Source organism: Acidovorax sp. FG27, assembly GCF_040365715.1.
In the GTDB taxonomy this organism is placed as follows: domain Bacteria; phylum Pseudomonadota; class Gammaproteobacteria; order Burkholderiales; family Burkholderiaceae_C; genus Paracidovorax.
Genome location: NZ_BAABVY010000009.1, coordinates 40,881 through 67,351 on the forward strand (window position 1 = coordinate 40,881; position 26,471 = coordinate 67,351).

Here is a 26,471-nt window from a genome sequence, read left to right on the forward strand (position 1 = left end):
TGGCGGAGGGTCGGTGCGGAATCAGCGCAGACCGGTGCCCGCGCCGGTGTCGCTCTTGCGCTCGATCAGTTCGATCTTGTAGCCGTCCGGATCGGTCACGAAGGCGATCACCGTGGTGCCGCCCTTGACCGGCCCAGCCTCGCGGGTGACATTGCCGCCAGCGGCCTTGATCTTTTCGCACGCCGCATAGGCGTCCGGCACGCCCAGGGCGATGTGCCCGTAGGCCGTGCCCATCTCGTAGCTGTCGGTACCCCAGTTGTAGGTCAGCTCGATCTCGGCCTGGCCGGGGTTGCCGCCGTCGAAGCCGAGGAATGCCAACGAATACTGGTATTCCGGGTTCTCGGACTGCCGCAGCAGTTGCATGCCCAGCACCTGGGTGTAGAAGTCGATCGAGCGCTGGAGGTTGCCGACGCGCAGCATGGTGTGGAGGAATCTCATGCCCGCGATTGTGCCGGCATCTCGAAAACCAGGCAGGTCGTCGTGGCGTGGGCATAGAGCGTGCCGTCGGGCCCGAACAGGCGGGCATCGGCGGTGGCCAACTGGCGGCCGCAATGGATCACCCGGCCTTCGGCCCGCACCCGGGTCACCTTGGGGGTCAGCGCCTTGACGATGTTCACGCTGAGCTCGGCGGTGGTGTAGGCGCGGCCGGCCGGCATGCGCGTATGCACCGCGCACCCCAGCGCGGAGTCGAGCAACGTGGCGAACCAGCCGCCGTGCACCGTGCCCATGGGATTGAGGTGGGCTCCGCCCGGGGTGCCCTGGAAGATGGCCGACCCTTCGGCCACCTCCACCAGCGAGAAAGCCAGCGTCTCGGCGATGGGCGGGTAGGGCAACTGGCCGGCCAGCATCGCCTGCATGACCTCCAGCCCGGTCTTTCCGGCGATTTGCGCCGCCGTCGCGACGCCGGCTCCCGGCCCCGCCTTCATCCGCTGCAGGACCGCGTCCTCCTGCGCCAGCCATCGGGTCAATGTCTCTTCCATCGCCATGTGCATCTCCTCGGTTGCATCTACAACTATTGCAGCTACAATCATATTCCATGAACGACGCACCGAAACCCCGTGGCTGTACCAACCTGAAGCTGCGCCAGGTCACGCGCCTCGTCACGCAGCGGTATGACGCCGAAGTGGCCAAGGCGGGCCTGAAGACGACGCAGTATTCGCTGCTGTCCCATGTTCTCGCCATGGAGCCCGTGCGGCCGGGTGAGCTGGCACAGGCCATGCGCATGGACGCCTCCACGCTGACCCGCAACCTGCGGCCGTTGCAGGACGCCGGCTGGGTGGAGGTGGCGGCGGGAGACGACGCGCGCAGCCGCAGCGTGCAGTTGACCGAATCCGGTCGCGCCAAGCGGCAGGAAGCGCAGCGCCACTGGCGCATCGCCCAGCAGGCGCTGAACGAGCGGCTGGGCGTGGCGCATGTGGCGGCGCTGCATGCGCTGCTGGACGATACCGTGCGCCTGCTCGGCACCGACCCGGAGCCGGGCGAACAGGGCTGATTCCCCCACCCGCCGTTTGCGCCACTCCAGCGCCTTCCGATGCGCGGGGGGCTTTGGCACCACCCACCTGATCGCACAGCCCATGTCCACCGCCATCACCGCATCGCCACTGCCTTCACCGCCCGCTGTGCCGGACGCCGCCGAGCTCGACCCTCGCACGCGCCGCATGCTGGAGGCCCCGCTCGCGCCTTTGCTGCTGCGCATGGCGGCGCCCAACATGCTGATCATGGTGGCGCAGGCGTCGGCGGGCCTGATAGAGACGTGGTTCATCGGCCGCCTGGGCACCGATGCGCTCGCGGGCATGGCGCTGGTCTTTCCCATCGTCATGCTGATGCAGATGACATCCGCCGGCGCGATGGGAGGTGCCATCGCGTCCGCCATCGCCCGCGCGCTGGGCCGCCGCGACCGGGCGCAGGCGGAGTCGCTGGCCTGGGCGGGCGTGTGGATCGCCGTCGCCTTCGGTCTTCTGTTCACGGTGGCGCTCTGGTGGGGCGGGGCAGCGCTGTACCGGTCGATGGGCGGGGAGGGCGCATCGCTGCAGGCGGCGCTGACCTACTCGCACACGGTGTTCGCCGGCGCCGTGCTGGTGTGGCTCTTCAATGCCCTGTCGGCCGTGGTGCGCGCCACCGGCAACATGGCGCTTCCCGCCCAGGTCACCACGGCAGGCACCGTGCTGCTGCTGCCGCTCTCGCCGGTGCTGATCTTCGGCTGGGGTCCGATTCCCGCCATGGGTATCGCCGGCGGTGCGCTGGCGCTGGTGCTGTACTACCTGGGCGGCACCCTGGCGCTGTGCGCCTACCTGCGATCGCGGCGCAGCCTGTTGCGGCTGACCCGCGAGGGGATTCAATGGAGCAAATCGCTGTTTGGCGCCATCCTGCGCGTGGGTCTGGCCGGCGCGGTGTCCACGCTGGCCACCAATCTCACCATCGGCATCGCGACCGGACTGGTGGGCCATTTCGGGCCTGCGGCCATCGCGGGCTACGGCACCGCATCGCGGCTCGAATACATCCTGGTGCCCCTGGTGTTCGGGCTGGGGGCGCCGCTGGTGACCCTGGTCGGCACCTGCCTGGGCGCGGGAGACCGCGAGCGCGCCATGCGGGCCACCTGGATCGGCGCAGGCGTCGCTTTCGCGCTGACCGAGGTCATCGGCCTTGCGGCCGCGCTGTTCCCACGCGCATGGCTCGGACTGTTTGGATCGGAGCCGGCCATGCTGGATGCCGGCGCCCAGTACCTGCGCATCGTCGGCCCGGTGTATGGTTTTTTCGGACTCGGCCTGGTGCTGTACTTTGCATCCCAGGGCGCCGGCAAGCTGGCTTGGCCGGTCGGCGGCAATGTCGCGCGGCTGTTGGTGGCCGGTATCGGCGGCTGGTGGGCACTCCGATCGGGCGGCACAGTGGCCCAGGTGTTCGCGGCGCAGGCGGTGGCGCTGGTGGTCTACGGCTTGATGAATGCGCTGGCGATCGCCGGCGGAGTGTGGTTTGGGCGGATGCGCTGGCCATGGGCCGGCTCGGGCCGGGACTAGGCGGTGTCTGCTGACGGCAGCATCGATTCGAGGGGCAAGTGTGGCTGGTCGATCCAGCCGAGTGGATCGACCGCCTCTCGTTGAAGCTGAATCATGGCTAGATACGATGTATATTATGTCAAATAGGCTAGTCGCTGTGGGATCGGAGCGTTTGCGGTCAGCGGTGCGCCACCAGGCGTGACCGCTGTCCACCGGGAGCACTCGGCGCCCGCAGCGCCTCAGCAACCGCCGCCTACCGCCTGACCCGGACTTTCCGAGGCCTCGCAGCCGCCACGGTTTCCGGCGTGGGCGTGGCCGGCAAGCGGTCCCGCAACTCCTGCAGGACGGCAAAGGTCTGGCGGTCCCGCTCGTCGAGCCTCGCCTGCAGTCCCGCCACTTCCGCCCGAGCGGACTCCAACTCCTGCAGCAGGCTCGCCGTGTCGATCTGCCGTCGGGCGAGCTGGGCTTCCAGCTCCTTGATGCGGTCGAGCGCGTCCGCCGCCGCTTTGGACGCTTTCTTCGCGTCTTGCTCCAACTGCTGCGAGAGGCACCTGGATTCTTGCCGCGCCCGGTCGACCTCCGCGTTCAGCCGGCGCTCCTGCGCCTGGGCGCGGTCTTCCCATCGGGACCGCTCGGCGCGGTATTCCGTTTCCCGGGTCTCATGCTGGCGCCGGTCGGTCTCGGCAGTCTGGCGCAGCTGCGCGCAGTCGGCGCGAGCGCCGTCCAGTTGCTGCTGCATGTCGGCCAGCTGTTGCTGCTGGGCCTCGTTCAGGCGGCCCAGCTCGGCAATCTGCTCGTCCTTGGCCTGCAACGCCAGGGCATAGGCAGCGCTGCGATCCGCCAGCCTCTGTGCGTCGTCGGCCAGTGCGGCCTGTGCCTGGCGCAGGGCATCGGCTTGCAGGGCCAGCTCGGCCTTCGCCGTCTCCAACTGTGCAGTGGCCTTTTCGTCAGCCTGTTGCACCGCCCTTCCCCACAGCGCCCTGGCCGCCCGTGCCACCGGGCCGGGCAGGCCCTCCTCCGTGCTGGCTGCGTCCGTTGCCGCCGCGCTGGGCGGCTGCAGGCGGCGGGCCAGCTGCGCATACCAGCTGTCGAGCATCGGGCCCACCGTGTTGGGGGAACCGCGCCCGAGCTGCTGGCGCACCCGTTCGATGGTCGGGCGGTCGCCCTGGGCGAGGACGGCATCGGCCGCCGTCCAGACGTCTTCCAACCGCACGCCACGAGGGCCTCGAACGATTGCAGGCTGCATTGCACGCTCCTTCCGCTTTTTACCCACGATAATCGATGTTTATCGCGAGCTAATTAATAAATATGTATTTTATACTATGTCGTATGTATTGTTTACAATACATTAGACCTGTTTAACGCCAACCCATCATGCTTTTGCCTCTCCAGACCGCTTTTCCCGCGCTTGAGCCCTCCACGTTGTCGCAGGTGACGGCGGAGGCTGTCGATGACCTGATGCGCGAAGGCGAATCGGTGAATACGCTGGCCAGCTACCGATCCGCCCTGCGTTACTGGGCTGCCTGGTTCGGCCTGCGCTACGGGCAGGCCATCGCCCTGCCCCTGCCCGCGACTGTTGTGCTGCAATTCATCGTGGACCATGCGCAGCGCACCACCGCCGATGGGCTGGCCCACGACCTGCCCTCCCCGGTGGACGACGCGCTGGTCCGGGCCGGATTCAAGGGCAAGCCAGGGCCGATGGCGCTCAACACCCTCATCCACCGCATCGCCGTGTTGTCCAAGGCCCACCGGCTGCGCGAGTTGAAGAACCCCTGCCAGGATCCGCAGGTGCGCGAGCTGATGACGAAGATCCGGCGGGCGTATGGCAAGCGGGGCGCGCTGCCGCAGAAGAAGGACGCGCTCACCAAAGACCCGCTCCTGGCGATGCTCGACACCTGCGACGATTCGCTCAAGGGCGTGCGCGACCGTGCCCTCCTCCTCTTTGCCTGGGCGTCAGGAGGACGCCGCCGCTCCGAGGTGGCGGGCGCGCTGATGAAGAACCTGCGCCGAGGCGGCGACGGCAGCTTCACCTACGCGCTGCAGCACTCCAAGAGCAACCAGGCGGCCGCCGACCGCCCAGAGAACTACAAGCCGCTGGAAGGCATGGCCGGCGAGGCCTTGCAAGCCTGGCTGGAGGTGGCAGGGATCCAGGACGGAGCGATCTTTCGGCAGGTGCGCAAGGGTGGCCATCTCGGCGATGCCCTGTCGCCCGCCGCCGTGCGCGACATCGTGCGAGCACGTGCCCAGCTCGCCGGACTGCCGGAGGTGTTCTCGGCGCACTCGCTCCGGTCGGGCTTCGTGACCGAAGCCGCGCTGCAGAAGGTGCCGCTGGCCGACACCATGGCCATGACCGGCCACCGGAGCGTGGCGAGCGTGGTGGCGTACTACCGTCCGTCCAAGGACAACCCCGGCGCCCGGCTGCTCTGAAGGCGGCTCAGGCTGGCGGCCTTCGCTCGGCGCGTCTTGATCGGCGCCGTGCTGGGCCGCCGGCCGGGGGGATCCACGCAGTTATCATCCCGGCCGATGCGTCGCGCCTGGGTTCACCGTTTCATAGGGCTGCTGTGGCTGGCCCTGGGCAGCACGGTGGTATTGCCGTGGGCGCACGAGCTGACGCACCTCGGCGTCCATGCGCCCGCGACCGCTTCGCCGCGCCTGTCGGCACTGCTGAATTCGGCCACGATGGCCGCACCGGGCCCGGCCGCCATCGCTGCACCAGGCGTCGCCGCCCTGCCGGCTGCACCCGCCGAATCTGATGACTCCCACACGGCGGACGCCTGCGTGGTCTGCGCCCACCTGGCCGGGCAGCACCTCGCGCAGGGCGGCGCTCCCTCCGGCCACGGAGCTGGCGCCGCCTACCAGCCACCCGCGCCGCGCCACGGCCCGCGCACCGGCCATCCCGAGCCTGCGTGGCTCATCCCGGCGACCCGTGCTCCTCCCTCGCTGAACGCCTGACTTCGACCGCGCCACGCCGCTCCTGCCAACGGGAGCGCATGGCGCCGCCTGCCCCGCCCCCGGCACTGGCGCATTCGCGCCGCACGCGCCGGGGCGTGCGAGGGCGCATGGCTTCTTTCCGTTCATCGCCTTGAGTGGGGCCGCTGGCCCCCGGGAGTCTTTTCGTGCCTTTCCCTTCCCACATGCGGCCCGTCGTCGTGGCTGCCGCCCTCGTCTGCCTGCAAAGCGCCGCGCACGCCGCCGGCGATTCCGTCGTCACCCTGGGCGAAGTGCCCGTGCATTCGGGCGCCGGCGGCGCCTTGCCGCCCACCAGCCTGCTCACATCGGTGGACATCCTCGGCGCCGACAAGATCGAGGACAAGAACGTGATGCAGAGCTGGGAGCTGCTGGGCCAATTGCCCGGCGTGCAGCTGACCGAAACGCGCATGGGCGCCGAGTCGGGCAAGGCCACCTTCCGTGCCTTCAATGGCGAGGGCTACATCAACGGCATCAAGGTGCTCATCGACGGCATTCCCAGCAACGTCAACAGCGGCAACCAGCGGTTCATCGACATGATCTTTCCGCTGGAGCTGGACTACATCGAGGTCGTGCGCGGCACCAACGACCCGCGCTACGGCCTGCACAACATCGGCGGCAACATCAACTTCGGCACCCGCCAGGGCGGCCAGTACACCGATGCCCGCGCCACCGTGGGCAGCCACGGCACGCGCGAAGTGCAGGTCGCCCTGGGCCGCGAGTCGGGCGGCTTCGCCCAGAACTACTTTCTGGCGCACCAGGTGTCGGACGGCAGCCGGGCGCACTCCGATTCCGAGAAGTACACGCTGGGCGGCAAGTGGTTCCTGACCTCGGACGACGGGCGGCTCAAGGCCGGCGCCGTGGTTCGCCTCTATGCCCATCAGGCCGAGGAACCCGGGTTCCTCACCGCCACGGCGATGCAGCAGGACCGGCGCCAGTCCGCCGCGCACAACGCCCATGACGCCGACGACCGGCGCATGCACCACGTGAGCCTGCATCTGGACTGGCAGGCCACCCCCACGCTGTTCATCGGCAACAAGCTCTATTTCAACCACTACGACGACGACCGCCGCGTCACCTTCACGGCCAGCCCAGCGCGCAGCCTGAACAACCTGCCGCGCCAGCGGCGCGTGTGGGACGAAGACCAGACCGGCCTGATGAGCACGGCCACCTGGCGGGCGAGCGATGCGTGGACGGTGGACGGCGGCATCCAGCTCGAACGCCAGAAGAACCTGTACCAGCGCCTGCGTTACGCCTACGCCGTGCCCACGCGCTTCGAGAACCCCACGCACGTGTCCAACGACGACCGCTACACGCTGAACAACGTGGGCGCCTACGTGCAGGCCATCTTCAAGGCGAGCGACCGGCTCAAGATCATCCCCGGGCTGCGGCTGGACCAGTTCAGCGGACACACCACCCTGAGCCCCAGCGGCGCCACCGGCCGCCTGCAGGACTACGGCTGGATCAGGCAGCCCAAGCTGAGCATGGTCTACGGCGTAAGCGACGCCACCAGCGTCTATGCCAACTGGGGCCGCACCTTCCAGATCCTGACCGGCTCACGCGCACCGGCCTACCTCACGGCGCCGGGCCAGGAGACCTTCACGCCGTCCATCAACACCGGCGTCGAGCTGGGGGTGAAGTACAAGCCTTCCGCCCGCACCGAACTGCGGGTGGCCGTGTGGCGCCAGAACGCCACCGATGAGGTGGCCAACATGCCCAGCACGGGGACCAACGTGGCCCTTGGCGCCACCCGCCGCCACGGCATCGACTTGCAGGCCTCCACCCGCGTCGGCTCCACGGTCACGCTGTGGGCGTCGCACTCGATCCAGGAGGCCAAGGTGCGCCGCGGCTTCACCGCCTCGGGCGCGTCGCTTGCCGGCAAGGAGGTGTTTTCCACGCCCCGCCACATCAGCAATGCCGGCGTGGACTGGCAGGCGAGCGAGCCGCTGCGCCTGGGCCTGCAGGCCCGCGCACAGGGCAGCTATTTCATCGACGATCTCAACGCGCAGGGCAAGTTCGGCGACTTCGCGCTGCTGGACTTCAATGCCCGGTATGCCCTGTCCAGGACGGTGAGCGTCGACCTGCAGGTGAAGAACGTCACCAACCGCCGGTTTGCCTACGTCTGGTGGGACAACTTCTTCTGGCCGGCCGGCAGCGCGCAGCCCAGCTTCTCTCCGGACGCCGGCCGCACTGCCTATGTCTCGCTCAACGTAAAGTGGTAGCCCACGCACCAATTCGAGGCCCGCACGTGCCAGCGAGTGGGGGCTGCGTGGCGCCGGCGGTTCGGGATGTCGACCGACACGGATGCGCGGCATCCTGGCGAGGGATACCGGCGCGAACCTGGGACGATTTCGGCCAAGCCCTTTGCGAGGAACACCATGTCGCCCACCCCATCCGCCGCGGTCGAGAAGGCCGAGAAGCAGGTCGCCGCCGTGCTCGACGACCTGGAGCAATCCACCCACACGGAAGTGCAGAAGCTGCAGTTGGAAGACGTCGTCGCAACCGACCCCGTCACCGGCAAGCCGCTGGTGCAAAAGGCGGTGGACATCACCGTGAAGGAAAAGCCCGGCCGCAGATGGTCGCGTTGATGCCGCGCCAGCGCGATATCACCGCCAACGGCTGACGAGACAGCCGGCCAGTGCCCGGGCGAGCCCGGGCGCGCTGGCAGAGCCGCTTGCCGATTAGCTGGCCGAGGGCGGCTGGGTCGAGGGGGCCGCGAGGCTGCCGGAAGCCATGGCCGCCAGAACCTTGACGGCCTCGTCGCGCGATGCCCACCGCTGGTCGGGCATGGGCAGGTTGTGACCGTCCACCTGCGCTTGCGAGAAGTAGTACCGCCCGTCATCGCCCAGGCACAGCAACCCGGAATAGGTGGCCCCATCGGCCACGCCGAACACGGTTTCTTGCTGGGCGGATGCGGAAGTGGTGGCGGTCATGGCGCGGGCTCCTCTGGGGCGGATGAAGTGGGCTGCGGGATCTGCCCGCCATTGTGCGAAAGCGGGTGCCCTGGCTGCGTAGGCCGACGGCGCGCCTGACGCGACACCCACTCGGTGGTTGCCTGGCCCCTGCGGCTCAGTGCCCGCCCGCCCCGCCGCCCGACGCGGTCGTGCGATGGCCGGGCAGGCCCAGCTTGGCCAGCAGCTGGATATCGGCCTCGACGTCGGGGTTGCCCGTCACCAGCAGCTTGTCGCCGTAGAAGATCGAATTGGCGCCCGCCATGAAGCACAGCGCCTGCACCGCCTCGCCCATTTGCTGGCGCCCGGCGGAAAGCCGCACCCGCGCGCGCGGCATGGTGATGCGCGCCACCGCGATGACGCGCACGAAATCGAACGGGTCCACCGGGGCGCTGTCCGCCAGCGGCGTGCCTGGCACGCGCACCAGGCTGTTGATCGGCACCGATTCCGGGTACGGCTCCATGTTGGCGAGCTGGGCGATCAGCCCGGCGCGGTGGACCGGCGCCTCGCCCATCCCGATGATGCCGCCGCAGCACACGCTGATGCCCGCGGCGCGCACGTGCGCCAGCGTGTCCAGCCGGTCCTGGTACTGGCGGGTGCTGACCACGTCGGTGTAGTACTCGGGCGCCGTATCCAGGTTGTGGTTGTAGTAGTCCAGCCCCGCGTCGCGCAGCGCGGTCGCCTGGTGCGACTCCAGCATGCCCAGCGTGGCGCAGGTCTGCATGCCGAGGCCCTTCACCGCGCCGATCAGCTCGCCCATCTTCTCGATGTCGCGGTCCTTCGGGGCACGCCAGGCCGCGCCCATGCAAAAGCGCGTGGCGCCCGCGTCCTTGGCGGCCTGGGCGGCGGCGGTCACTTCCTGCACGCTCATCAGCTTCTGGGCCTTCACGCCGGTGTCGAATTCGGCGGACTGCGGGCAGTAGCCGCAGTTCTCGGGGCAGCCGCCGGTCTTCACCGACAGCAGGGTGGCCAGCTCGACATCGCCGGCGGGCCAGTGCGCGCGGTGCACCGTCTGGGCCTGGAACAGCAGGTCCATGAACGGCTTGTCCAGCAGCGCCTGGATGGCCTCGACCGACCATGGCCCGGCGGGTGCGGCCGGCGCGGCGGGACGGCGATGCAGCTGCACGGCCTGGGCCAGCGCCTGGCTGCGGGCGGCCACCGTGTCTTGAGCGGTGTCGGAGGGGGATGCGATGGCGGCGGAAGCGGTGAGAGTCATGACGGCAATACGTTTCTACGGCGATGTTGCGGAGCGGCGGTGCCGACCCGAGGGCGGCCAGCAGTGCGGAATGGGCGGATTCTGTGGCAGAAAAAGCGAGCGGGCCAGGGCTGCGGCGCAGAAACATGGGGGCCTAAAAGTGCCCGCAACATCGCTCAATTCGCTCCGTGAATTGATGCAACCTGACACCCATTTGGCTGCAGATGCCCGACGTTGCGGGACCGTGGTCAGGCGCCGCGGCAATTGCGCTGAAAACGCTGGCATAAGCCGCCAATTCGCACGGCACAGCCACACCTCGCCGCCGGAGATGCGCGAAGTTGGTCGCAGCGCCCGGACGGGCGAACCAGCAGGCAAGCTGGAATCGGTCAGCCCAGCGCTGCGATGACCTCGGCGGGCGCCTGCACCAGCTCGATCAGCACCCCTTCGCCAGCAATCGGAAACTCGTCGTTGCTCTTGGGGTGCAGGAAGGTGATGTCGTGCCCCGCCGCGCCCTTGCGGATGCCCCCGGGCGCGAAACGCACGCCGCGCCCGGCCAGCCATTGCACAGCGGCCGGCAGGTCGTCGATCCAAAGGCCGACGTGGTTCAAGGGCGTGGCGTGCACTGCGGGCTTGGCATCGGGGTCCAGCGGCTGCATCAGGTCCACCTCTACCGCATGGGCGCCCTGCCCCATGGCCAGGATGTCTTCGTCGACGTTCTCGCGCTCGCTGCGGAAGGTGCCGGTAGGGCGCAGGCCCAGCATGTCCACCCAGAGGGTCTTGAGCCGTTCCTTGTCGGTGCCGCCGATGGCGATCTGCTGGATGCCCAGCACCTTGAACGGGCGTGGGCCCGCTGGCGCCGCCGGCGAAGGGCTGGGGTGGGATGGATGCATGCTGCCGCTTCCTGTGTGCTATTGAATTAATAGCTGCTGGCGCTTATGAGACGGGCGCCAGCAGCCCAAATGGCTGTGACAACTCACTCGAATTCGACGATCACCTGATCGACCGCGAGCGACTCGCCCCGCCCGGCCAACACCTTGGCCACCACCCCGTCCTGCGCGGCAAAGAGGATGTTCTCCATCTTCATCGCCTCGATCACGGCGAGCTTTTCGCCCGCCTGGACCTTCTGGCCCGGCTCCACCGCCACCTGCACCAGCAGGCCCGGCATGGGCGAGAGCAGGAACTTGCTCAGGTCGGGCGGCGCCTTGTAGGGCATGAGGCGGTGCAGTTGCGCGCCCAGGGGCGACAGCACCATCGCGTCGATCTGCGTGCCGTTGTGCACGATGCGCAGCGCCAGCGGGTTACGCGGCGTGCCGCGCTCGACCTGCGCCGTGAGGGACGCGCCGTTGCACTGGCCCTGCACGCGGATCTCGCCCAGAGTCGCAGCGCTACTGATTTGATAGCTCTTGCCGCCCACGGATACGGCGCTGGAGCCCGATTTGCCTTCGAAATCGGTGACCGACACCTCGTGGTGCTGGTGCTGGCCATCGGCGCCCAGCACCACCACCACGAACCGCTCGCCCACCTTCACGTTGTGGCCCGCCAACTGACCGCTGATGCCCGAGGCCCGTGCGCGGTAGCGGCGGTTCATGAACGCGGCGAGGGCCACCAGGAAGAGCGGGTCGTCGTGCGGCACGTCCTCGGCGTGGAAGCCGTGGGCATAGTGCTGGGCGATGAAACCCGTGTTGAAGTCGCCCGAGACGAACTGCGGATGCGCCAGCAGCGCCGCCTGGAACGGGATGTTGCTGCTGATGCCGCGGATCACGAAGCCGCCCAGCGCGGCGCGCATCCTGCGCATCGCGTCGTCGCGGTCGATGCCGTGCACGATCAGCTTGGCGATCATCGAGTCGTAGTACATCGGGATCTCGCCCCCCTCGTACACGCCGGTATCCACCCGCACGCCGTAGCCCGTCGTGCCGGCATCGTGCGCAGCCGCGACGCCGGCTGGGGCAGCGCCCGAGTCCCCCACGCCACCCGCGAACAGGTTCTGCGCCGGTGGCTGGAACTTCACCAGCCGTCCCGTCGAGGGCAGGAAGTTGCGGAACGGATCCTCGGCGTTGATACGGCACTCGATGGCCCAGCCGTCGCGTCTCACGTCGGCCTGGCTCAAAGGCAGCGGCTCGCCCGCCGCCACGCGGATCATCAGCTCCACCAGGTCCAGCCCGGTGATGCACTCGGTCACCGGGTGCTCGACCTGCAGGCGCGTGTTCATCTCGAGGAAGTAGAAGTCCTGGTCCTTGCCGACGACGAACTCGACCGTGCCGGCGGACTGGTACTTCACCGCCTTGGCCAGCGCCACCGCCTGCTCGCCCATGGCCTTGCGGGTGGCGTCGCTGATGAAGGGCGACGGCGCCTCCTCGATCACCTTCTGGTGGCGGCGCTGGATGGAGCACTCGCGCTCGTTCAGGTAGATCACGTTGCCCTGTGAATCGCCCAGCACCTGGATCTCGATGTGGCGCGGCTGCTGCACGAATTTCTCGATGAAGATCCGGTCGTCGCCGAAGGAATTGCGTGCCTCGTTCTGGCACGCGGCGAAGCCTTCCAGCGCCTCCTTGTCGTCATACGCCACGCGCAGGCCCTTGCCTCCACCGCCGGCCGAGGCCTTGATCATCACCGGGTAGCCGATGTCCCGGGCGATCTCCACCGCCCGCTCGGCCGACTCGATGGCGTCGTTCCAGCCGGGGATGGTGTTGACCTTAGCTTCGTTGGCCAGCTTCTTGGAGGCGATCTTGTCGCCCATCGCGGCGATGGAGTGCGCCTTGGGGCCGATGAAGGCGATGCCTTCGTCCTCGCAGCGCTGGGCGAAGGCCTCGTTTTCGCTCAGGAACCCGTAGCCGGGGTGGATGGCCTGCGCGCCGGTCTGTTGGGCGGCGGCGATGATGCGGTCGGCCAGCAGATACGATTCGCGCGAGGGCGCCGCGCCGATGTGCACGGCCTCGTCGGCCAGCTTGACGTGGCGGGCTTCCTTGTCGGCGTCGGAATAGACGGCGACCGTGGCGATGCCCATCTTGCGGGCGGTGACGATGACGCGGCAGGCGATCTCGCCCCGGTTGGCAATGAGGATTTTGGTGAACATGGTGGTGTGTCTCTTCCCGAAGCTCTCTTGCCCCTCGAGCCGGGGGCGGGGTGATGTCAAGGTATTGGGGGTTCAGCCGCCCGGCCAGGGTGCGCGGCAGTGCCGCGGCGGGGCCAGGCGACTACGCATCAGGGCTCAGGTCGCGCCGCTCACAGCGGGATGTTCCCGTGCTTGCGCCACGGGTTCTCCAGCTTTTTGTTCTGCAGCATCACCAGGCTGCGGCAGATGCGCTTGCGGGTCTCGTGCGGCAGGATGACGTCGTCGATGAAGCCCCGGGCGCCGGCGACGAACGGGTTGGCGAAACGCTTCTTGTATTCCGCCTCGCGGGCGGCGAGCTTGGCGGGGTCGTTCTTGTCTTCGCGGAAGATGATTTCCACCGCGCCCTTGGCGCCCATCACCGCGATCTCGGCGTTGGGCCAAGCCAGATTGACGTCGCCGCGCAGGTGCTTGGAGCTCATGACGTCGTAGGCACCGCCGTAGGCCTTGCGGGTGATGACGGTGATCTTGGGCACGGTGCATTCGGCATACGCATAGAGCAGCTTGGCGCCGTGCTTGATGATGCCGCTGTACTCCTGGCTTGTGCCGGGCATGAAGCCGGGAACGTCCACGAAGGTGATGACCGGGATGTTGAACGCATCGCAGAAACGCACGAAGCGGGCGGCCTTGATGCTGGACTTGATGTCCAGGCAGCCGGCCAGCACCAGCGGCTGGTTGGCGACGATGCCCACGGTCTGGCCCTCCATGCGGGCGAAGCCGATGACGATGTTCTTCGCGTAGTCAGGCTGCAGCTCGAAGAAGTCGCCGTCGTCGACCGTCTTCAGGATCAGCTCCTTCATGTCGTAGGGCTTGTTGGGGTTGTCGGGCACCAGTGTGTCCAGGCTCAGGTCCTTGCGGTCGGCCGGGTCGTTGCTGGGCCGCACGGGCGGCTTCTCGCGGTTGTTGAGCGGCAGGTAGTTGTAGAGGCGGCGCAGCATCATCAGCGCCTCCACGTCGTTCTCGAAGGCCATGTCGGCCACGCCGCTGCGGGTGGTGTGCGTGATGGCGCCGCCCAGCTCCTCGGCCGTCACGTCCTCGTGCGTGACCGTCTTCACCACCTCGGGGCCGGTGACGAACATGTAGCTCGAATCCTTCACCATGAAGATGAAGTCGGTCATGGCGGGCGAATACACCGCGCCCCCGGCGCACGGGCCCATGATCATGCTGATCTGCGGCACCACGCCGCTGGCCAGCACGTTCTTCTGGAACACGTCGGCATAGCCGCCGAGCGAGGCCACGCCTTCCTGGATGCGGGCGCCGCCCGAGTCGTTCAGGCCGATGACCGGTGCGCCCACCTTCATGGCCTGATCCATCACCTTGCAGATCTTCTCGGCGTGCGTTTCGCTCAAGGCGCCGCCGAAGACGGTGAAGTCCTGGCTGAAGACGAAGACGAGGCGGCCATTGATCATGCCGTAGCCCGTCACCACGCCGTCGCCCGGCGGGCGGTTGCCCTCCATGCCGAAGTCGGTGCAGCGGTGCTCGACGAACATGTCCCACTCTTCGAAAGTGCCGTCGTCCAGCAGCAGCTCGATCCGCTCGCGCGCGGTGAGCTTGCCCTTCTTGTGCTGCGCGTCGATGCGCTTTTGCCCGCCGCCCAGCCGGGCCAGTGCGCGCTTGTGCTCCAGTTGCTCGAGGATGTCCTGCATGGTCGGTCGCTCTTTCGGTGGTGATGCTATTTAATCGATAGCTGGCAGCGCAGGACTGGCCTGCGCTGCGAGCAGATTGCGTGCTGCGGTGGAGGCCGCGACGCGGCCTGCGGCCACGTCGGCCTGCAAGCCGGGCAGCCGCGCGCGCACTTCCGGGTGCTGGCGGAAGGCCTGTTTCAGGCCGGCGTCGATGCGTTCCCACATCCACGCCAGCGACTGCCTTTCCCGGCGCAGCGCCAGGCGGCCGTTGGCGGTCTGCATGCTGCGGTAGAGGGTGACGGCTTCCCAGAACGACTCGACGCCCTGCCCCAGCAGCGCGCTGATCTGCAGCACGCGCGGCTGCCACAAGGCGCCATGGGTGGCGTGGTCGGGGTTGCCGTGCATGCCTAGCAGGCGCAGGCTGGAGGTGATCTGCGCTTCGGCCCGGGTGGCGGCGTTCTTGTCGATGTCGGCCTTGTTGATGACCACCAGGTCGGCGATCTCCATCACGCCCTTCTTGATGGCCTGCAGGTCGTCGCCCGCGTTGGGCAGTTGCATCAGCACGAACATGTCGGTCATGCCGGCCACGGCCGTTTCGCTCTGGCCCACGCCCACGGTCTCGACTATCACCACGTCGTAGCCGGCGGCCTCGCAGACCAGCATGGCCTCGCGGGTCTTCTCGGCCACGCCGCCCAGCGTGCCGCTCGACGGGCTGGGGCGGATGTAGGCCTGCGGATGCACGGAGAGCTGCTCCATCCGCGTCTTGTCGCCCAGGATGGAGCCGCCCGAGACGGTGCTGGAAGGGTCGATGGTGAGCACGGCTACCCGGTGGCCCTGCTGGATGAGGAAGAGGCCGAGCGCCTCGATGAAGGTGGACTTGCCCACGCCCGGCACGCCGCTGAGCCCTAGGCGGAACGCCTGGCCCGTGTGCGGCAGCAGCGCGGTCAGCAACTCGTCGCCCTGGGCGCGGTGGTCTGCGCGGGTGGATTCGAGCAGGGTGATGGCCTTGGCGATGGCGCGGCGCTGAATGGGGCCGGGTTGGCCGGTGACGCGGTCGTGCAGGCAGTTTGCGGACTGTGCCCTACCTTCGACAGGCTCAGGCTGAACGGTTCGGGGTGGGGTTGGTTCTCCGCCAGGTTGGCCGGCGAGGCCGTCGTGCAGAAAGTTTGCGGACTGAGCCCTGCCTTCACCAGGCTCAGGCTGAACGGGCGGGGGTGGGGGTGGGGGTGGGGGTGGGGGTGATTCTCCGCTCGGTGCAGGGCGATTCGGGCTAGTCGGGCTATCTCCATGCCCTGTCGGTTTAGACGACTGCGCTTCCCTTCCTCCCACCCGTTCGGGCTGAGCTTGTCGAAGCCGGGGCACGGTGTCACTCCCAGGGTGCCGACGCGCCTTTGCCAATTCCCTCACCCGTCCCCAATCACCCACCATCAGCGCTTCCTTCTTGGCCCGAGACCAACCCTTGACCTGCAACTCAAAAGCCAGCGCACCTTCGCGGGTTTCGAATTCACCCTGCCACAGCAGCTCCACGGGCTTGCGCAGCGACGTATAGCCCGCCTCCCCATCCACGTGCTGCTGCATGCGCAGCGCCATGTCGTCGGTATGGCCGACGTAGTAGGAGCCATCTGCGCAGCGAAGGATGTAGACGTGGAAGGGGCGCATGCGTAGACGGCCGTTAGCCGCGAAAGCCCATGGCACAAGCCGTTCCAACAAAGTCGGAACAACGGCCTTTCACCGGCTGCGCCACGGCTTCGACAGGCTCAGCCCGAACGGCCTGGGGTGAGGCTGGCACGGAAATCACGCCGCAATCGCCTTGCGGATCTGCTCCAGCACGTCCTTCGCGCTGGCCGGTATCGGCGTGCCCGGCCCATAGATGCCCTTGACCCCCGCGTCGTACAGAAAGTCGTAGTCCTGCGCGGGAATGACCCCGCCCACGAACACGATGATGTCGTCGGCCCCCTGGTCCTTGAGCGACTGGATGATGGCCGGCACCAGCGTCTTGTGGCCGGCCGCCAGCGTGCTCACGCCCACCGCATGCACGTCGTTCTCGATCGCCTGGCGGGCGCATTCCTCGGGGGTCTGGAAGAGCGGGCCCATGTCCACGTCGAACCCCAGGTCGGCAAAGGCCGTGGCCACCACCTTGGCGCCCCGATCGTGGCCGTCCTGGCCCAGCTTGGCGATCATCACGCGGGGGCGGCGGCCTTCGGCCTCGGCGAAGGCGTTGATTTCGGTCTTGAGCTTGTCCCAGCCTTCGGCCGAGTCATAGGCTGCGGCATACACGCCGGTCACCTTCTGCGTGTCGGCGCGGTGGCGTCCATAGACTTTTTCGAGCGCATCGCTCACCTCGCCCACCGTGGCGCGCAGGCGTACCGCCTTGATCGCTAGGTCGAGCAGATTGCCTTCGCCGCTTTCCGCTGCAAAAGTGAGAGCATCCAGCGCTTGCTGCACCTGCGCTGGGTCGCGTTTTTGCCTGATTTCCTTCAGCCGCGCGATCTGGCTGTCGCGCACCTTCACGTTGTCGATCTGCAGGATGTCGACCGGGTCTTCCTTGGCGAGCTTGTACTTGTTCACGCCCACGATCACGTCCTTGCCGGAGTCGATGCGCGCCTGCTTCTCGGCGGCCGCCGCCTCGATCTTGAGCTTGGCCCAGCCGGAATCGACGGCGGCGGTCATGCCGCCCATGGCCTCGACCTCTTCGATGACCTTCCACGCGGCATCGGCCATGTCCTGCGTGAGTTTTTCCATCATGTAGCTGCCGGCCCAGGGGTCCACCACGTTGGTGATGTGCGTCTCTTCCTGGATGATGAGCTGGGTGTTGCGCGCTATGCGGGCGGAGAACTCCGTGGGCAGGGCGATGGCCTCGTCCAGTGCGTTGGTGTGCAGGCTCTGGGTGCCGCCGAAGACCGCAGCCATGGCCTCGATGGTGGTGCGCACCACGTTGTTGTACGGGTCCTGCTCGGTCAGGCTCCAGCCGCTGGTCTGGCTGTGGGTGCGCAGCATCAGGCTCTTGGGGTTCTTGGCGCCCGTCTCCTTCATGATGCGGCACCACAGCAGCCGCGCCGCCCGCATCTTGGCGATCTCCAGGTAGAAGTTCATGCCCACGGCCCAGAAGAACGACAGGCGCCCTGCGAAGGCGTCCACGTCCAGGCCGGAGGCGATGGCGGTCTTCACGTACTCCTTGCCGTCCGCCAGCGTGAAGGCCAGCTCCAGCGCCTGATTTGCCCCGGCTTCCTGCATGTGGTAGCCGCTGATGGAGATGGAATTGAACTTCGGCATGTGCCTCGCGGTGTAGCCGATGATGTCGCCGATGATGCGCATCGAGGGCTTGGGCGGGTAGATGTACGTGTTGCGGACCATGAACTCCTTGAGGATGTCGTTCTGGATGGTCCCGCTCAGCTGCTCCTGCGGCACGCCCTGCTCTTCCGCCGCCACCACGTAGCCTGCCAGCACCGGCAGCACGGCACCGTTCATGGTCATGGACACGCTCACCTTGTCCAGCGGGATCTGGTCGAAGAGGATCTTCATGTCCTCCACCGAGTCGATGGCCACGCCCGCCTTGCCTACGTCGCCGGTCACGCGCGGGTGGTCGCTGTCGTAGCCCCGGTGCGTGGCCAGATCGAACGCCACGCTCACGCCCTGCCCGCCAGCTGCGAGCGCCTTGCGATAGAACGCATTGGATTCCTCGGCGGTCGAAAAACCCGCGTATTGGCGAATGGTCCAGGGCCGCACGGCATACATGGTGGCCTGCGGGCCGCGCAGATAGGGCTCGAACCCGGGCAAGGTATTGGCGTAGGGCAAGTCGGCCGTGTCCTCTGCGGTGTAGAGCGGCTTGACGGTGATGCCGTCCGGCGTGACCCAGTCGAGGGCAGAGAGATCGCCACCCGGGGCCGACTTGGCGGCGGCCTGGGCCCATGCGGCCAGGTCGGCGGGCTTGAAGAGAGGATCGGATTTGCTTTGGCTCATGTCTCTGCGAAGGTCTGGTTTCAGTGCCGAGCGGTGTTGACGTCCACGTCAATCATCGCCGCATTCTACGCCGCCGTAATTATTAATTTATAGTTTTTTTCAAGTACATTCCGCGCATGTCCGTGCTCACGCTCTCGCCCCGCGCCCTCTACGAAGAGGTGGCGGAGCAACTGCGCCAGCGCATCTTCCGCCGCGAGCTGGAACCCGGCAGCTGGATCGACGAGCTGAAGATCGCCGAGGAATTCGGCATCAGCCGCACGCCGCTGCGCGAAGCCCTGAAGGTGCTGGCCGCCGAAGGGCTGGTCACGATGAAGCTGCGCCGGGGCGCCTATGTGACCGAAGTGTCCGACAAGGACCTGCGGGACGTCTACCACCTGCTGGCCCTCCTGGAAAGCGATGCGGCAGGTGTGGTCGCCGCCCGGGCCACCGATGCGCAGTTGCAGGAACTGCAGGCCCTGCACGCCGACCTGGCGGCGGCCGTCGGCGACCGCGACCGGTTCTTCGCCACCAACGAGCGCTTTCACATGCGCCTGCTGGAGCTGGCCGACAACCGCTGGCGCAACCAGATGGTGGCCGACCTGCGCAAGGTGATGAAGCTCCACCGCCACAACTCGCTGCTCAAGCAGGGTCGCATCGCCGATTCGCTGGAGGAACACGCACTCATCCTGCAGGCCTTGCACCGGCGCGACCCGCGGGCGGCGGTCGAGGCCACGCGGGCGCATTTCGAACAGGGACTGGAAGCGGCGGCCTGAGCGGGAGCGGGCCGGCGCCCCGCGCCAGAAGCGCCCCGAGCGCTCCGCCTACGCCCGCCTCGCGCTCTTGCCCACCTCCGCCGATACGGGCGTGCGGTGTGATGGACGCCTTTGATCCCAAAGGAGTCCACTATGGCCAGCGATCCCCAAGACCACCCCGTCGTGCAACCCGTACCCGAAGGGCTGCCCCGCCCGCCTTCCGCCGTTCCGGTAGGCACCGACGAACAGCCCGGGCAGGAGCGCACGCCCTCTGGCGATGCCGCGCCAGCGCCCGCGCTGGATACGGCGCAGCAATGGTCGGACAAGCCGGTGCTCGACGTGCTGGGCGAAGACCCCAAGGGCTGATCCGGGCCCGCCCCTGGGCGGGAATCGCTCTGGGGCCAACCTGCTTGGCGGCCGCACAGCCTCGCCGTTGCGCAGATCTGCGGCGCTTCCTCGCCCTTGGCCGTCCTCGTTCCGTCCGCGCTGAGATAATCCACCATCAGCGCCCCCCCCCGGCCCATGGCGAATCGCCTAGGCGGCCGCATGCTGTAGTCACCCACTTCGATCCGCCCCCGGCCGCCGTTTACTTCGCCGCGGCGCCGGGTTGCCCCATGCCGCTTGCACCGGGTTGGTGGCGGATCGGGTCGACGGGATGTGGCGCAATCAGGAACCACAGGACTAATCGACATGGCGCCATCCACCGCGCACCCGCTTGCCCAGCAGGCACCCCCTCTGAACCCCCAGCCCTGGCGCATGTCCGTCGCTCCCATGATGGACTGGACTTACAAAGGCAAATAACCTTTGCAAATCAACCACTTGATCCATCCCTTTCAAGTGGCTGTAGCTACGTCGCACGACTCACCCCTAACTTCGGAGCTTCCGGGCGCCATGAGTGGCATCGAAATGAGCAGTGTTCGGAAGCCGAAAAACCGACACCGCTGCCACAAGTTGCTGGGCCTGAGATTTCAAACTTGAAGCCGCCGCTGCACTTTCCTCGACAAGCGCCGCATTCTGTTGGGTGGCCTGGTCCATTTGCACGACAGCCTCGCCTACTTGCGACACCCCGTCACTTTGCTCTCGTGTCGCGATGCTGATTTCGGAGGCAATGGCAGCGACTTTCTCGATTAGTTCACGAGCGGATTGAACCGAGGCGCCGGCTTGATCAGCTTGGTGGGAGCCGTCCTGGACACGGCTGACACTAGTGGCGATCAAGTTTTTGATGGCTTTCGCAGCCTCAGCAGAGCGCCCTGCCAAGCTACGGACTTCACTTGCCACCACCGCGAAGCCTCGACCCTGCTCGCCCGCACGCGCAGCTTCGACAGCTGCATTCAACGCCAGGATATTGGTCTGAAACGCAATGCCATCGATCAGACCGATGATGTCCGCAATCTTTTTTGAAGAGTCTTCAATCGATCGCATCGTCGCTACCATCGTGTTAACAACCTCACCGCTTCGCGATGCTGCTTTAGCGGCCTCCTGCGCCAGTGCACTCGCCTTCCCGGCGTTGTCTGAATTCTGACGGACGGTCGATCCCAGCTCTTCCATGGACGCTGCCGTTTCTTCGAGCGCCGAAGCCTGCTGCTCAGTCCGGGATGACAAGTCGATGTTGCCCTGCTCAATCTCCGAACTTGCGGTAGCGACGCTCTCTGCGTTCGCGCGGACGCCGCCTACGACATTGGAAAGGCTGTCGCGCATCTCTGCCAACGCCCCCAACAGCTGAGCCGCTTCGTCACGCCCACTTGCGACGATCGACATAGTGAGGTCACCTTTTGCCACGCCTTGAGCCACTTCAACTGCACGGGTGACGGGCCGTGTGATCAAGCGCGTGATCCACCAAGCCAAAGCGGAGGCGACCAGTACAGTTGCAGCGACGAGCGCAGCCAAGGTCCACTCTGCGCGCGCGTATACAGCACGAGCATCTTGAACCGCGGCATCCGCAGCCTTGCGGTTGAAATCGGACAGGCCGCCCAACATCCCCGCTAAGTCTTCGAAAGCCCTCTCGGATTCGGCGAAGAACATCCGCGTAGCCTCGCCACGCGCGTCTGCAGGCAAGGCGAGCATGCGCGCCTGCACCTGCGTGTACGCAGTACGGGCCTTCCGGTACCCCCCAAAGAGCTGCTCCTCGGTACCAGGATCAACGAGTGGTCGGTACACCTCCTCCGCTGCAATCAGTTGGTCTAGTCGCCTCAACAGCTCCGCTTTCCGTTGGGGTGTGGAGTCGTCAGCTGCTGGGAGAACGACTTCGCTTTCGGTGCGACGAAGTCTGTTGGCCGCGACTCGGATGCTTCCGATAGCCTGCACTGAGGGCAGTCGGTTGGTAGCAAGATCTTCTGCGCCCGATTGAATGGTGCGCATCTGGTTCCAGGCGGCAAGCCCCAGCACTAGCGTAAGCAAGGTAGTAGCGGAGAAGGCCAGTGCGAGCTTTGAGCCGATCCGCAGGTTCTGCAAGTTCATCGTTAATTTGTAAGAATAAGTGTCTCGATTGAATCACGAAGAACCTGAGCCAGAGCTGACCACTCGATTGGGTTGCTTTATGGTGTGGATATGCCGTTCCTATTCCCGCCGCCCACGGAAACCGTGTAGGAGCTGGAGTAAGCATGTCTTGATGAAGTCAAAGCCCGGCGACCACCCTCCGCAAGGCATCCTGCTACCCTAGCGGAATTGCTACACTTTTTTACGGCAAGAACAGCAAATGCAGTGTTCTGATCTCGGTCTTGATGCATGCCTCTCCCGCTCTCCGACAGATGAGCAGGAGCGACTATTTTTTGTTCGATCGTCTGGGCTCTTGGACACCAAGGCTAGCGAAGCGTTTGATCGGCTAACGAGACTGGCTGCGGCGCTCTTTGACGTTCCAATCGCCGCCGTGTCGATCGTGGACGAGAACCGCCAGTGGTTCAAATCCAGTGTCGGCCTCGACACCGCAGAGACGAAGCGCAGCGACTCTTTTTGCACGCGTACCATAGAGGCGTCAGACGTCCTCGTAGTGGAAGACGCTCACAAAGATCCTCGCTTCTCGCGGAGCAAACTCGTGACTGGCTCGCCGCATATCAGGTTCTACGCGGGCGCGCCCCTGTTGCTTCCAACTGGTCACGCTCTCGGCAGCCTCTGCATCATCGACAGTAAGCCACGGTCCCTGAGCGCGAAAGAAATCATCCTGCTTCAAGATCTCGCAGAAATGGTGATGGCGCAGATTGATCTCCACCAACTGGCTGGTCGCGTGAACGAGGTCACTCGTCTTCCAAATCGCGCGCAGCTTTCTGAAGATCTTGCGCAAGCGTGCATAGACGACAGCGGAAGCACTCAAACCTGCCTGCTTCTAGATGTGATGAGCTCAACTCACCTGCAGGCGGCAGTGCGTGCAGTCGGGATACCGCCACTCGAAGCCGCTTTGAGAGCAATCGCGACTTCAATCTTGCACGAAATACCTGCAGACACCTTTCTCTACCACGTAGCTGACACGCGGTTTGCCGTGCTCATTAACACTGCTGCCCGCGATATGCAACCAAGCCTTCCTGAGGAGCTGCTCACAAGGCTGCGACAGCCGTTTGTCATTTCAGATGGCGTTCCGATCCAATTGGAGGTGTTTGCTGGGCTGGTCGAATTTAGCAACACTCACTCTGATGTTGAAGACTTGCTGCGTAAAGCTACGATAGCTTTGCATCAAGCACAGATGAGGGACACGCCAGCTGTGTGGTACTCCTCAGACTTCGATCTACCTCATCGCCGCGCGTACGGCTTACTTCGTGCTATTCCTAAAAGCCTTGCTGAGGGCGAGTTCAGGTTAGTTTTCCAACCGAAAATTGAACTGAGCACTGCCAGAATTTCAGGCTTGGAAGCACTAGCACGGTGGCGTCACCCACGATTGGGGGACATTCCTCCAGGCGAGTTTGTAAAACTCTTGGAGACTACGACGCTCATCCACGATTTCACAGATTGGGTGCTACATACCGCTTGTGAACAAGTCGCGATCTGGAAATCGCAGGGTATCCTGCTGACGGTCGCGGTGAACATCTCATCAAAAAATTTAGAGCATCCCTTATTCCTAAAAAATTTACGCAACGCAATCGAACTTCACGGAATCGACCCTAGCAGCTTGAGCGTCGAATGCACAGAGTACACCGTGATGACCACTGACCTGGCAGAAGCGACGCTAGCAGCAGTTCGCGCGATGGGCGTAGGTGTCTCGCTCGACGACTTTGGAGTGGGATACAGCAACCTGTCGTGCCTGCACTCGCTTCCGGTGCAGATGTTGAAGCTCGATCGATCGCTGATTGCCCCGATTGCCACCGACGCTAGAGCTTTTACTTTGGTGAAATCACTTATCGATATGGGCCATGCCTTAGGCTTACGCATGCTTGGTGAAGGAGTAGAGACTGCCGAAGTCCTTGACCTTCTCAAGCATCACGGTTGCGACGCGGCGCAGGGGTACTATATTGCTCGGCCGCTGGAAGCGGATGCGATCCCTGCTTTCTTTCAAGCATCCCGTGGTCCGTACTTCCCTAACATGGCAGAGGCAGCACTCAGCTAGGGAAGCCTCGCTGCGGATCACGTTTCTGGCGTGGCAGCATAGTGCTCCGGCAGCGGGAAGGGAATCAATCGGTGCGCTCAGCATTGATGTCGGGACGTACACGCCTCGGTGATGGACGGGCCCGCTGGACCCCACTAGTCCTTTCTGAGCAACAGCTTAGATCAGTAGCAAGATCAACGCGTAGCATCTTCGCAGGAAGGGGGTATCCGCCGCCAGGCAGCGATCCATGTAAATGACAGCAGTCTGCGCGTAGGCTTGACACGGGTGGGTGTCTAAGCCGGTCCCCGTGGCGGCATGCGTGCTGTTCGCACGGTCGCTCGAGATGCTACTGGCGCTTGCGGGCCTCGCGGACTCTGAGGCCATGCGCCCGCTCGCGGGCGTCTCGCTTAAATTGGGTCATGGCAGCACTCCTCCGTGCCTCAGACTGCAGTTCCGCCTGTATTCACCATGGCGGTCCTAGACGACCCCAGACCTGATGGTTCGTAGTTTGATTCGCTTCCGCAAGTCATTGATTTAAAAGCAAAATTAGGTCGTCTGTTCCATCTGATTACTACCTGTCTTGTACAAATTCGTCCGAAGCAATCCCCAGAACTCCCCCGCATCATTTAACCTCTGGCATGCCGTCAACCGGCCACAATCGGACATCGAAACAAAAGTCCTATGACTCAAACCTTTACCTACGGCGAGTTCAATCTGGGCATCGCGGTCAAGTGGAAAACGATACGTCAGCCCCGAGTAGGTCTTGCTGCTTCAGTCCGCTCAGGACAAAGCATAGTTGAAGGTTTCCATGCATCTGATAGACATCGCCATCGTTCAAAAGCGCCGCTCGGAACCTGCCATTTGAACAGGCATCTCTTGCGAACGTATGCTGCAAGCCGTCTCGGAGAAATCAGTGTCCAGAATTCCTGCACGGTCCAGTTTATCCCGCAGGTTTTGCGGTCTATATCACGTTAGGTTAAAACCACCCACAGCCGAAAGACACCATGAATGAAATTCAAAAATCGATCCTTTCGGAGTGTGCCGCCAGGTGGTTTAATAATCCTGCCGGAATAACTGCCTCCGATTTAGCTAGGAAATTTGGTATTTCCAATGAAGCGGCCCGCAAAGAAGTTGAGCTTTTGTGCGAAGCGGGTTATGGAAAGATGAATCGTGACGCAGATTTCACCGAACTATCTTTCGACGTGAAAAATCCTCAAGCGGGCTTCATTTCCAACCCAATTACGACTCACGTCTTCTTCCCTTCCGAGCAAGTCCTAGCCGATGCCTTTTATGGGTCGAAACTCTCGAGACAAAATTTACCTGAGTACGTCGTCAGGCTTCACCTTGGCGCGCATCAGTACGGCTTGGTATTCTTCAGCGAAGAGGTGCTTTCCAGATATTATGAACACCCAGAGTTTTACGAAATTGAAGACTCTCTCTCAGGTGGGTCCATCGCGACAACTTCCGAAGCAGGTGAGGATCGACATCTGTACGTTAGGTACGGCAAGTGTCGGCTCAACACAGGACGCATTGCCGTAAGCGCAGTTCACAAAGATCTTGCGCATATGGGAGCTTCAGAGCAGCGCTACTGGCATGCTCATGAAATCAGCGCCCCGTCGCTCGACAGAACGGACGACAACTTCCAACGGTTTCTTGATCGCACATATGAGGGTGCATGGGTTGAGTATTCTGATCCAATTCGCAACCTTCTAACTGAGGTGGTTGGCGCAAATTCGGACCTAAATCCTTTGCCGCTTTTCACTCGAACAGAAAACGTCCATCTTCGAATGCCTGTGGAGCAAACATATAAGTCGTACTGCGACTGTGCAAGCGAACTGTACAAAGTTGTAGGACCTGATGCGCTGTCACAGCCAGCGTTAAAGGCCTTGCTACGAGATCGGTTTGGGCTCACGCAAGAGCGCTTTGTCCATGCCGAGTCGAAGCGACCGCTAAGCAGCTTGCAGCTTCTTGGCTTGCTTGAGTCCAATCTTGGGGTTCCTGATGCCTTGAACGGCCCGTTGAAAGAGGTCGCAAAGCTTCGTATTGAAGCTGATCACAAAATACTAGAACCACAAGTATCGAATCGCTCATACTCTAGTGACTTCGCAAAACTCTGCTCCGAGCTCAAGAATGGTATTGCCAAAATACGCTCAGCCTTTGCTCGCTGACGGTTGACGCCTAACTGGTCGCTCGTCACGGACGCCACTACGGGCAACGTTTTCGGCATTTCCATGGCCTTTAGTGGTAACCCTCCGCCTTTCGCGCTTCGGCGCCGGTTAACTAGGGCGATAGGCCTTAAGCAGAAAAATGACAGCCGTATGCACCGACGCTGACTCGCAACTCTTGGCTCAATTCCTAGATGTTCAAATTAAGCGCCTTGTGGAGAGCGTAAGCGCCGTCGATGAGAGTCATACACCCGCGTTGCAAGCA

Annotated in this window: 21 protein-coding genes and 1 pseudogene; 10 read left to right on the forward strand and 12 right to left on the reverse strand. The window is 64.8% G+C overall.

Annotation, left to right across the window (positions count from 1 at the left end):
• Window positions 1–21: 21 nt before the first annotated feature.
• Both gloA and ABWV53_RS07155 read right to left on the reverse strand, forming a co-directional pair.
• Window positions 22–438, reverse strand: coding sequence for a lactoylglutathione lyase (gene gloA, locus ABWV53_RS07150; RefSeq protein WP_353364374.1), 417 nt, complete (start codon window positions 436–438; stop codon window positions 22–24).
• Window positions 435–986 (reverse strand): PaaI family thioesterase, encoded by a 552-nt coding sequence (locus tag ABWV53_RS07155; RefSeq protein WP_353364376.1) that lies wholly within the window; start codon window positions 984–986, stop codon window positions 435–437. Before ABWV53_RS07155 ends, gloA begins: the two co-directional genes overlap by 4 nt.
• 50 nt (window positions 987–1,036) lie before the next feature.
• Between ABWV53_RS07155 and ABWV53_RS07160 the strand changes: the two genes are divergently transcribed.
• Window positions 1,037–1,492 carry a MarR family winged helix-turn-helix transcriptional regulator gene (locus ABWV53_RS07160; protein WP_353364378.1) on the forward strand — a complete coding sequence of 152 codons (456 nt, stop codon included), beginning with the start codon at window positions 1,037–1,039 and terminating at the stop codon, window positions 1,490–1,492.
• A gap of 82 nt (window positions 1,493–1,574) precedes the next feature.
• Window positions 1,575–3,014, forward strand: a complete 1,440-nt coding sequence (locus tag ABWV53_RS07165) for an MATE family efflux transporter (protein WP_353364380.1) — start codon at window positions 1,575–1,577, stop codon at window positions 3,012–3,014.
• Window positions 3,015–3,246: 232 nt separating this feature from the next.
• Here ABWV53_RS07165 and ABWV53_RS07170 read toward each other — a convergent pair whose 3' ends face one another.
• Window positions 3,247–4,239, reverse strand: a complete 993-nt coding sequence (locus tag ABWV53_RS07170; RefSeq protein WP_353364382.1) for a DNA-binding protein — start codon at window positions 4,237–4,239, stop codon at window positions 3,247–3,249.
• A 128-nt stretch (window positions 4,240–4,367) separates the two neighbouring features.
• Here ABWV53_RS07170 and ABWV53_RS07175 point away from each other — a divergent pair, with 128 nt between their 5' ends.
• The 4 genes from ABWV53_RS07175 to ABWV53_RS07190 all read left to right on the forward strand — a co-directional run bounded on the left by ABWV53_RS07175 (window position 4,368) and on the right by ABWV53_RS07190 (window position 8,548).
• Window positions 4,368–5,420, forward strand: a complete 1,053-nt coding sequence (locus ABWV53_RS07175; protein WP_353364384.1) for a tyrosine-type recombinase/integrase — start codon at window positions 4,368–4,370, stop codon at window positions 5,418–5,420.
• A 96-nt stretch (window positions 5,421–5,516) separates the two neighbouring features.
• Window positions 5,517–5,945: a hypothetical protein gene (locus tag ABWV53_RS07180; protein ID WP_353364386.1), complete on the forward strand. Its 429-nt coding sequence runs from the start codon at window positions 5,517–5,519 to the stop codon at window positions 5,943–5,945.
• Window positions 5,946–6,109: 164 nt separating this feature from the next.
• The gene (locus ABWV53_RS07185; RefSeq protein WP_353364388.1) at window positions 6,110–8,182 is read left to right on the forward strand and encodes a TonB-dependent receptor; all 2,073 of its coding nucleotides are present in this window, start codon (window positions 6,110–6,112) and stop codon (window positions 8,180–8,182) included.
• 156 nt (window positions 8,183–8,338) lie between these two features.
• Entirely contained in the window at window positions 8,339–8,548 is a 210-nt protein-coding gene (locus tag ABWV53_RS07190; protein ID WP_353364390.1) for a hypothetical protein, read from the forward strand.
• Between the two features lie 93 nt (window positions 8,549–8,641).
• Here the strand turns inward: ABWV53_RS07190 and ABWV53_RS07195 are convergent, their stop codons facing one another.
• The 8 genes and pseudogenes from ABWV53_RS07195 to scpA all read right to left on the reverse strand — a co-directional run bounded on the left by ABWV53_RS07195 (window position 8,642) and on the right by scpA (window position 18,800).
• Window positions 8,642–8,893, reverse strand: a complete 252-nt coding sequence (locus tag ABWV53_RS07195; RefSeq protein WP_353364392.1) for a hypothetical protein — start codon at window positions 8,891–8,893, stop codon at window positions 8,642–8,644.
• A gap of 136 nt (window positions 8,894–9,029) precedes the next feature.
• Window positions 9,030–10,127 carry a biotin synthase BioB gene (gene bioB / locus ABWV53_RS07200; protein ID WP_353364394.1) on the reverse strand — a complete coding sequence of 366 codons (1,098 nt, stop codon included), beginning with the start codon at window positions 10,125–10,127 and terminating at the stop codon, window positions 9,030–9,032.
• Window positions 10,128–10,492: 365 nt separating this feature from the next.
• Window positions 10,493–10,996: a VOC family protein gene (locus ABWV53_RS07205; protein ID WP_353364396.1), complete on the reverse strand. Its 504-nt coding sequence runs from the start codon at window positions 10,994–10,996 to the stop codon at window positions 10,493–10,495.
• Between the two features lie 83 nt (window positions 10,997–11,079).
• Complete coding sequence (locus tag ABWV53_RS07210; RefSeq protein WP_353364399.1) at window positions 11,080–13,179, reverse strand: ATP-binding protein; 2,100 nt, start codon at window positions 13,177–13,179, stop codon at window positions 11,080–11,082.
• 149 nt (window positions 13,180–13,328) lie between these two features.
• On the reverse strand, window positions 13,329–14,861 hold the full coding sequence (locus ABWV53_RS07215; protein ID WP_353364401.1) for an acyl-CoA carboxylase subunit beta: 1,533 nt from the start codon (window positions 14,859–14,861) through the stop codon (window positions 13,329–13,331).
• A gap of 30 nt (window positions 14,862–14,891) precedes the next feature.
• Window positions 14,892–15,902 (reverse strand): methylmalonyl Co-A mutase-associated GTPase MeaB, encoded by a 1,011-nt coding sequence (meaB, locus tag ABWV53_RS07220; protein ID WP_353366660.1) that lies wholly within the window; start codon window positions 15,900–15,902, stop codon window positions 14,892–14,894.
• A gap of 387 nt (window positions 15,903–16,289) precedes the next feature.
• Window positions 16,290–16,499 (reverse strand): annotated as a pseudogene (locus ABWV53_RS07225) (GIY-YIG nuclease family protein); the annotation flags it as partial.
• A 135-nt stretch (window positions 16,500–16,634) separates the two neighbouring features.
• Window positions 16,635–18,800: a methylmalonyl-CoA mutase gene (gene scpA, locus ABWV53_RS07230; RefSeq protein WP_353364403.1), complete on the reverse strand. Its 2,166-nt coding sequence runs from the start codon at window positions 18,798–18,800 to the stop codon at window positions 16,635–16,637.
• Between the two features lie 116 nt (window positions 18,801–18,916).
• Between scpA and ABWV53_RS07235 the strand changes: the two genes are divergently transcribed.
• Both ABWV53_RS07235 and ABWV53_RS07240 read left to right on the forward strand, forming a co-directional pair.
• Window positions 18,917–19,552 carry a GntR family transcriptional regulator gene (locus tag ABWV53_RS07235; protein ID WP_353364405.1) on the forward strand — a complete coding sequence of 212 codons (636 nt, stop codon included), beginning with the start codon at window positions 18,917–18,919 and terminating at the stop codon, window positions 19,550–19,552.
• Window positions 19,553–19,684: 132 nt separating this feature from the next.
• Window positions 19,685–19,897, forward strand: coding sequence for a hypothetical protein (locus ABWV53_RS07240; protein ID WP_353364407.1), 213 nt, complete (start codon window positions 19,685–19,687; stop codon window positions 19,895–19,897).
• A 501-nt stretch (window positions 19,898–20,398) separates the two neighbouring features.
• Here ABWV53_RS07240 and ABWV53_RS07245 read toward each other — a convergent pair.
• On the reverse strand, window positions 20,399–21,988 hold the full coding sequence (locus ABWV53_RS07245) for a methyl-accepting chemotaxis protein (RefSeq protein ID WP_353364409.1): 1,590 nt from the start codon (window positions 21,986–21,988) through the stop codon (window positions 20,399–20,401).
• A 238-nt stretch (window positions 21,989–22,226) separates the two neighbouring features.
• On the opposite strand from ABWV53_RS07245, the gene ABWV53_RS07250 reads away from it, so the two are divergent.
• Together ABWV53_RS07250 and ABWV53_RS07255 are read left to right on the forward strand one after the other, a co-directional pair.
• Window positions 22,227–24,062, forward strand: coding sequence for a putative bifunctional diguanylate cyclase/phosphodiesterase (locus ABWV53_RS07250; RefSeq protein WP_353364411.1), 1,836 nt, complete (start codon window positions 22,227–22,229; stop codon window positions 24,060–24,062).
• A 983-nt stretch (window positions 24,063–25,045) separates the two neighbouring features.
• Entirely contained in the window at window positions 25,046–26,209 is a 1,164-nt protein-coding gene (locus tag ABWV53_RS07255) for a hypothetical protein (RefSeq protein ID WP_353364413.1), read from the forward strand.
• Window positions 26,210–26,471 lie beyond the last annotated feature (262 nt).

What these genes read in the sequence shown, in the direction of transcription:
- gloA (WP_353364374.1), bottom strand. Translation starts at nt 438, where the DNA reads ATGAGATTCCTCCACACCATGCTGCGCGTCGGCAACCTCCAGCGCTCG.
- ABWV53_RS07155 (WP_353364376.1), bottom strand. Translation starts at nt 986, where the DNA reads ATGGCGATGGAAGAGACATTGACCCGATGGCTGGCGCAGGAGGACGCG.
- ABWV53_RS07160 (WP_353364378.1), top strand. Translation starts at nt 1,037, where the DNA reads ATGAACGACGCACCGAAACCCCGTGGCTGTACCAACCTGAAGCTGCGC.
- ABWV53_RS07165 (WP_353364380.1), top strand. Translation starts at nt 1,575, where the DNA reads ATGTCCACCGCCATCACCGCATCGCCACTGCCTTCACCGCCCGCTGTG.
- ABWV53_RS07170 (WP_353364382.1), bottom strand. Translation starts at nt 4,239, where the DNA reads ATGCAGCCTGCAATCGTTCGAGGCCCTCGTGGCGTGCGGTTGGAAGAC.
- ABWV53_RS07175 (WP_353364384.1), top strand. Translation starts at nt 4,368, where the DNA reads ATGCTTTTGCCTCTCCAGACCGCTTTTCCCGCGCTTGAGCCCTCCACG.
- ABWV53_RS07180 (WP_353364386.1), top strand. Translation starts at nt 5,517, where the DNA reads ATGCGTCGCGCCTGGGTTCACCGTTTCATAGGGCTGCTGTGGCTGGCC.
- ABWV53_RS07190 (WP_353364390.1), top strand. Translation starts at nt 8,339, where the DNA reads ATGTCGCCCACCCCATCCGCCGCGGTCGAGAAGGCCGAGAAGCAGGTC.
- ABWV53_RS07195 (WP_353364392.1), bottom strand. Translation starts at nt 8,893, where the DNA reads ATGACCGCCACCACTTCCGCATCCGCCCAGCAAGAAACCGTGTTCGGC.
- bioB (WP_353364394.1), bottom strand. Translation starts at nt 10,127, where the DNA reads ATGACTCTCACCGCTTCCGCCGCCATCGCATCCCCCTCCGACACCGCT.
- ABWV53_RS07205 (WP_353364396.1), bottom strand. Translation starts at nt 10,996, where the DNA reads ATGCATCCATCCCACCCCAGCCCTTCGCCGGCGGCGCCAGCGGGCCCA.
- ABWV53_RS07210 (WP_353364399.1), bottom strand. Translation starts at nt 13,179, where the DNA reads ATGTTCACCAAAATCCTCATTGCCAACCGGGGCGAGATCGCCTGCCGC.
- ABWV53_RS07215 (WP_353364401.1), bottom strand. Translation starts at nt 14,861, where the DNA reads ATGCAGGACATCCTCGAGCAACTGGAGCACAAGCGCGCACTGGCCCGG.
- scpA (WP_353364403.1), bottom strand. Translation starts at nt 18,800, where the DNA reads ATGAGCCAAAGCAAATCCGATCCTCTCTTCAAGCCCGCCGACCTGGCC.
- ABWV53_RS07235 (WP_353364405.1), top strand. Translation starts at nt 18,917, where the DNA reads ATGTCCGTGCTCACGCTCTCGCCCCGCGCCCTCTACGAAGAGGTGGCG.
- ABWV53_RS07240 (WP_353364407.1), top strand. Translation starts at nt 19,685, where the DNA reads ATGGCCAGCGATCCCCAAGACCACCCCGTCGTGCAACCCGTACCCGAA.
- ABWV53_RS07245 (WP_353364409.1), bottom strand. Translation starts at nt 21,988, where the DNA reads ATGAACTTGCAGAACCTGCGGATCGGCTCAAAGCTCGCACTGGCCTTC.
- ABWV53_RS07250 (WP_353364411.1), top strand. Translation starts at nt 22,227, where the DNA reads ATGCAGTGTTCTGATCTCGGTCTTGATGCATGCCTCTCCCGCTCTCCG.
- ABWV53_RS07255 (WP_353364413.1), top strand. Translation starts at nt 25,046, where the DNA reads ATGAATGAAATTCAAAAATCGATCCTTTCGGAGTGTGCCGCCAGGTGG.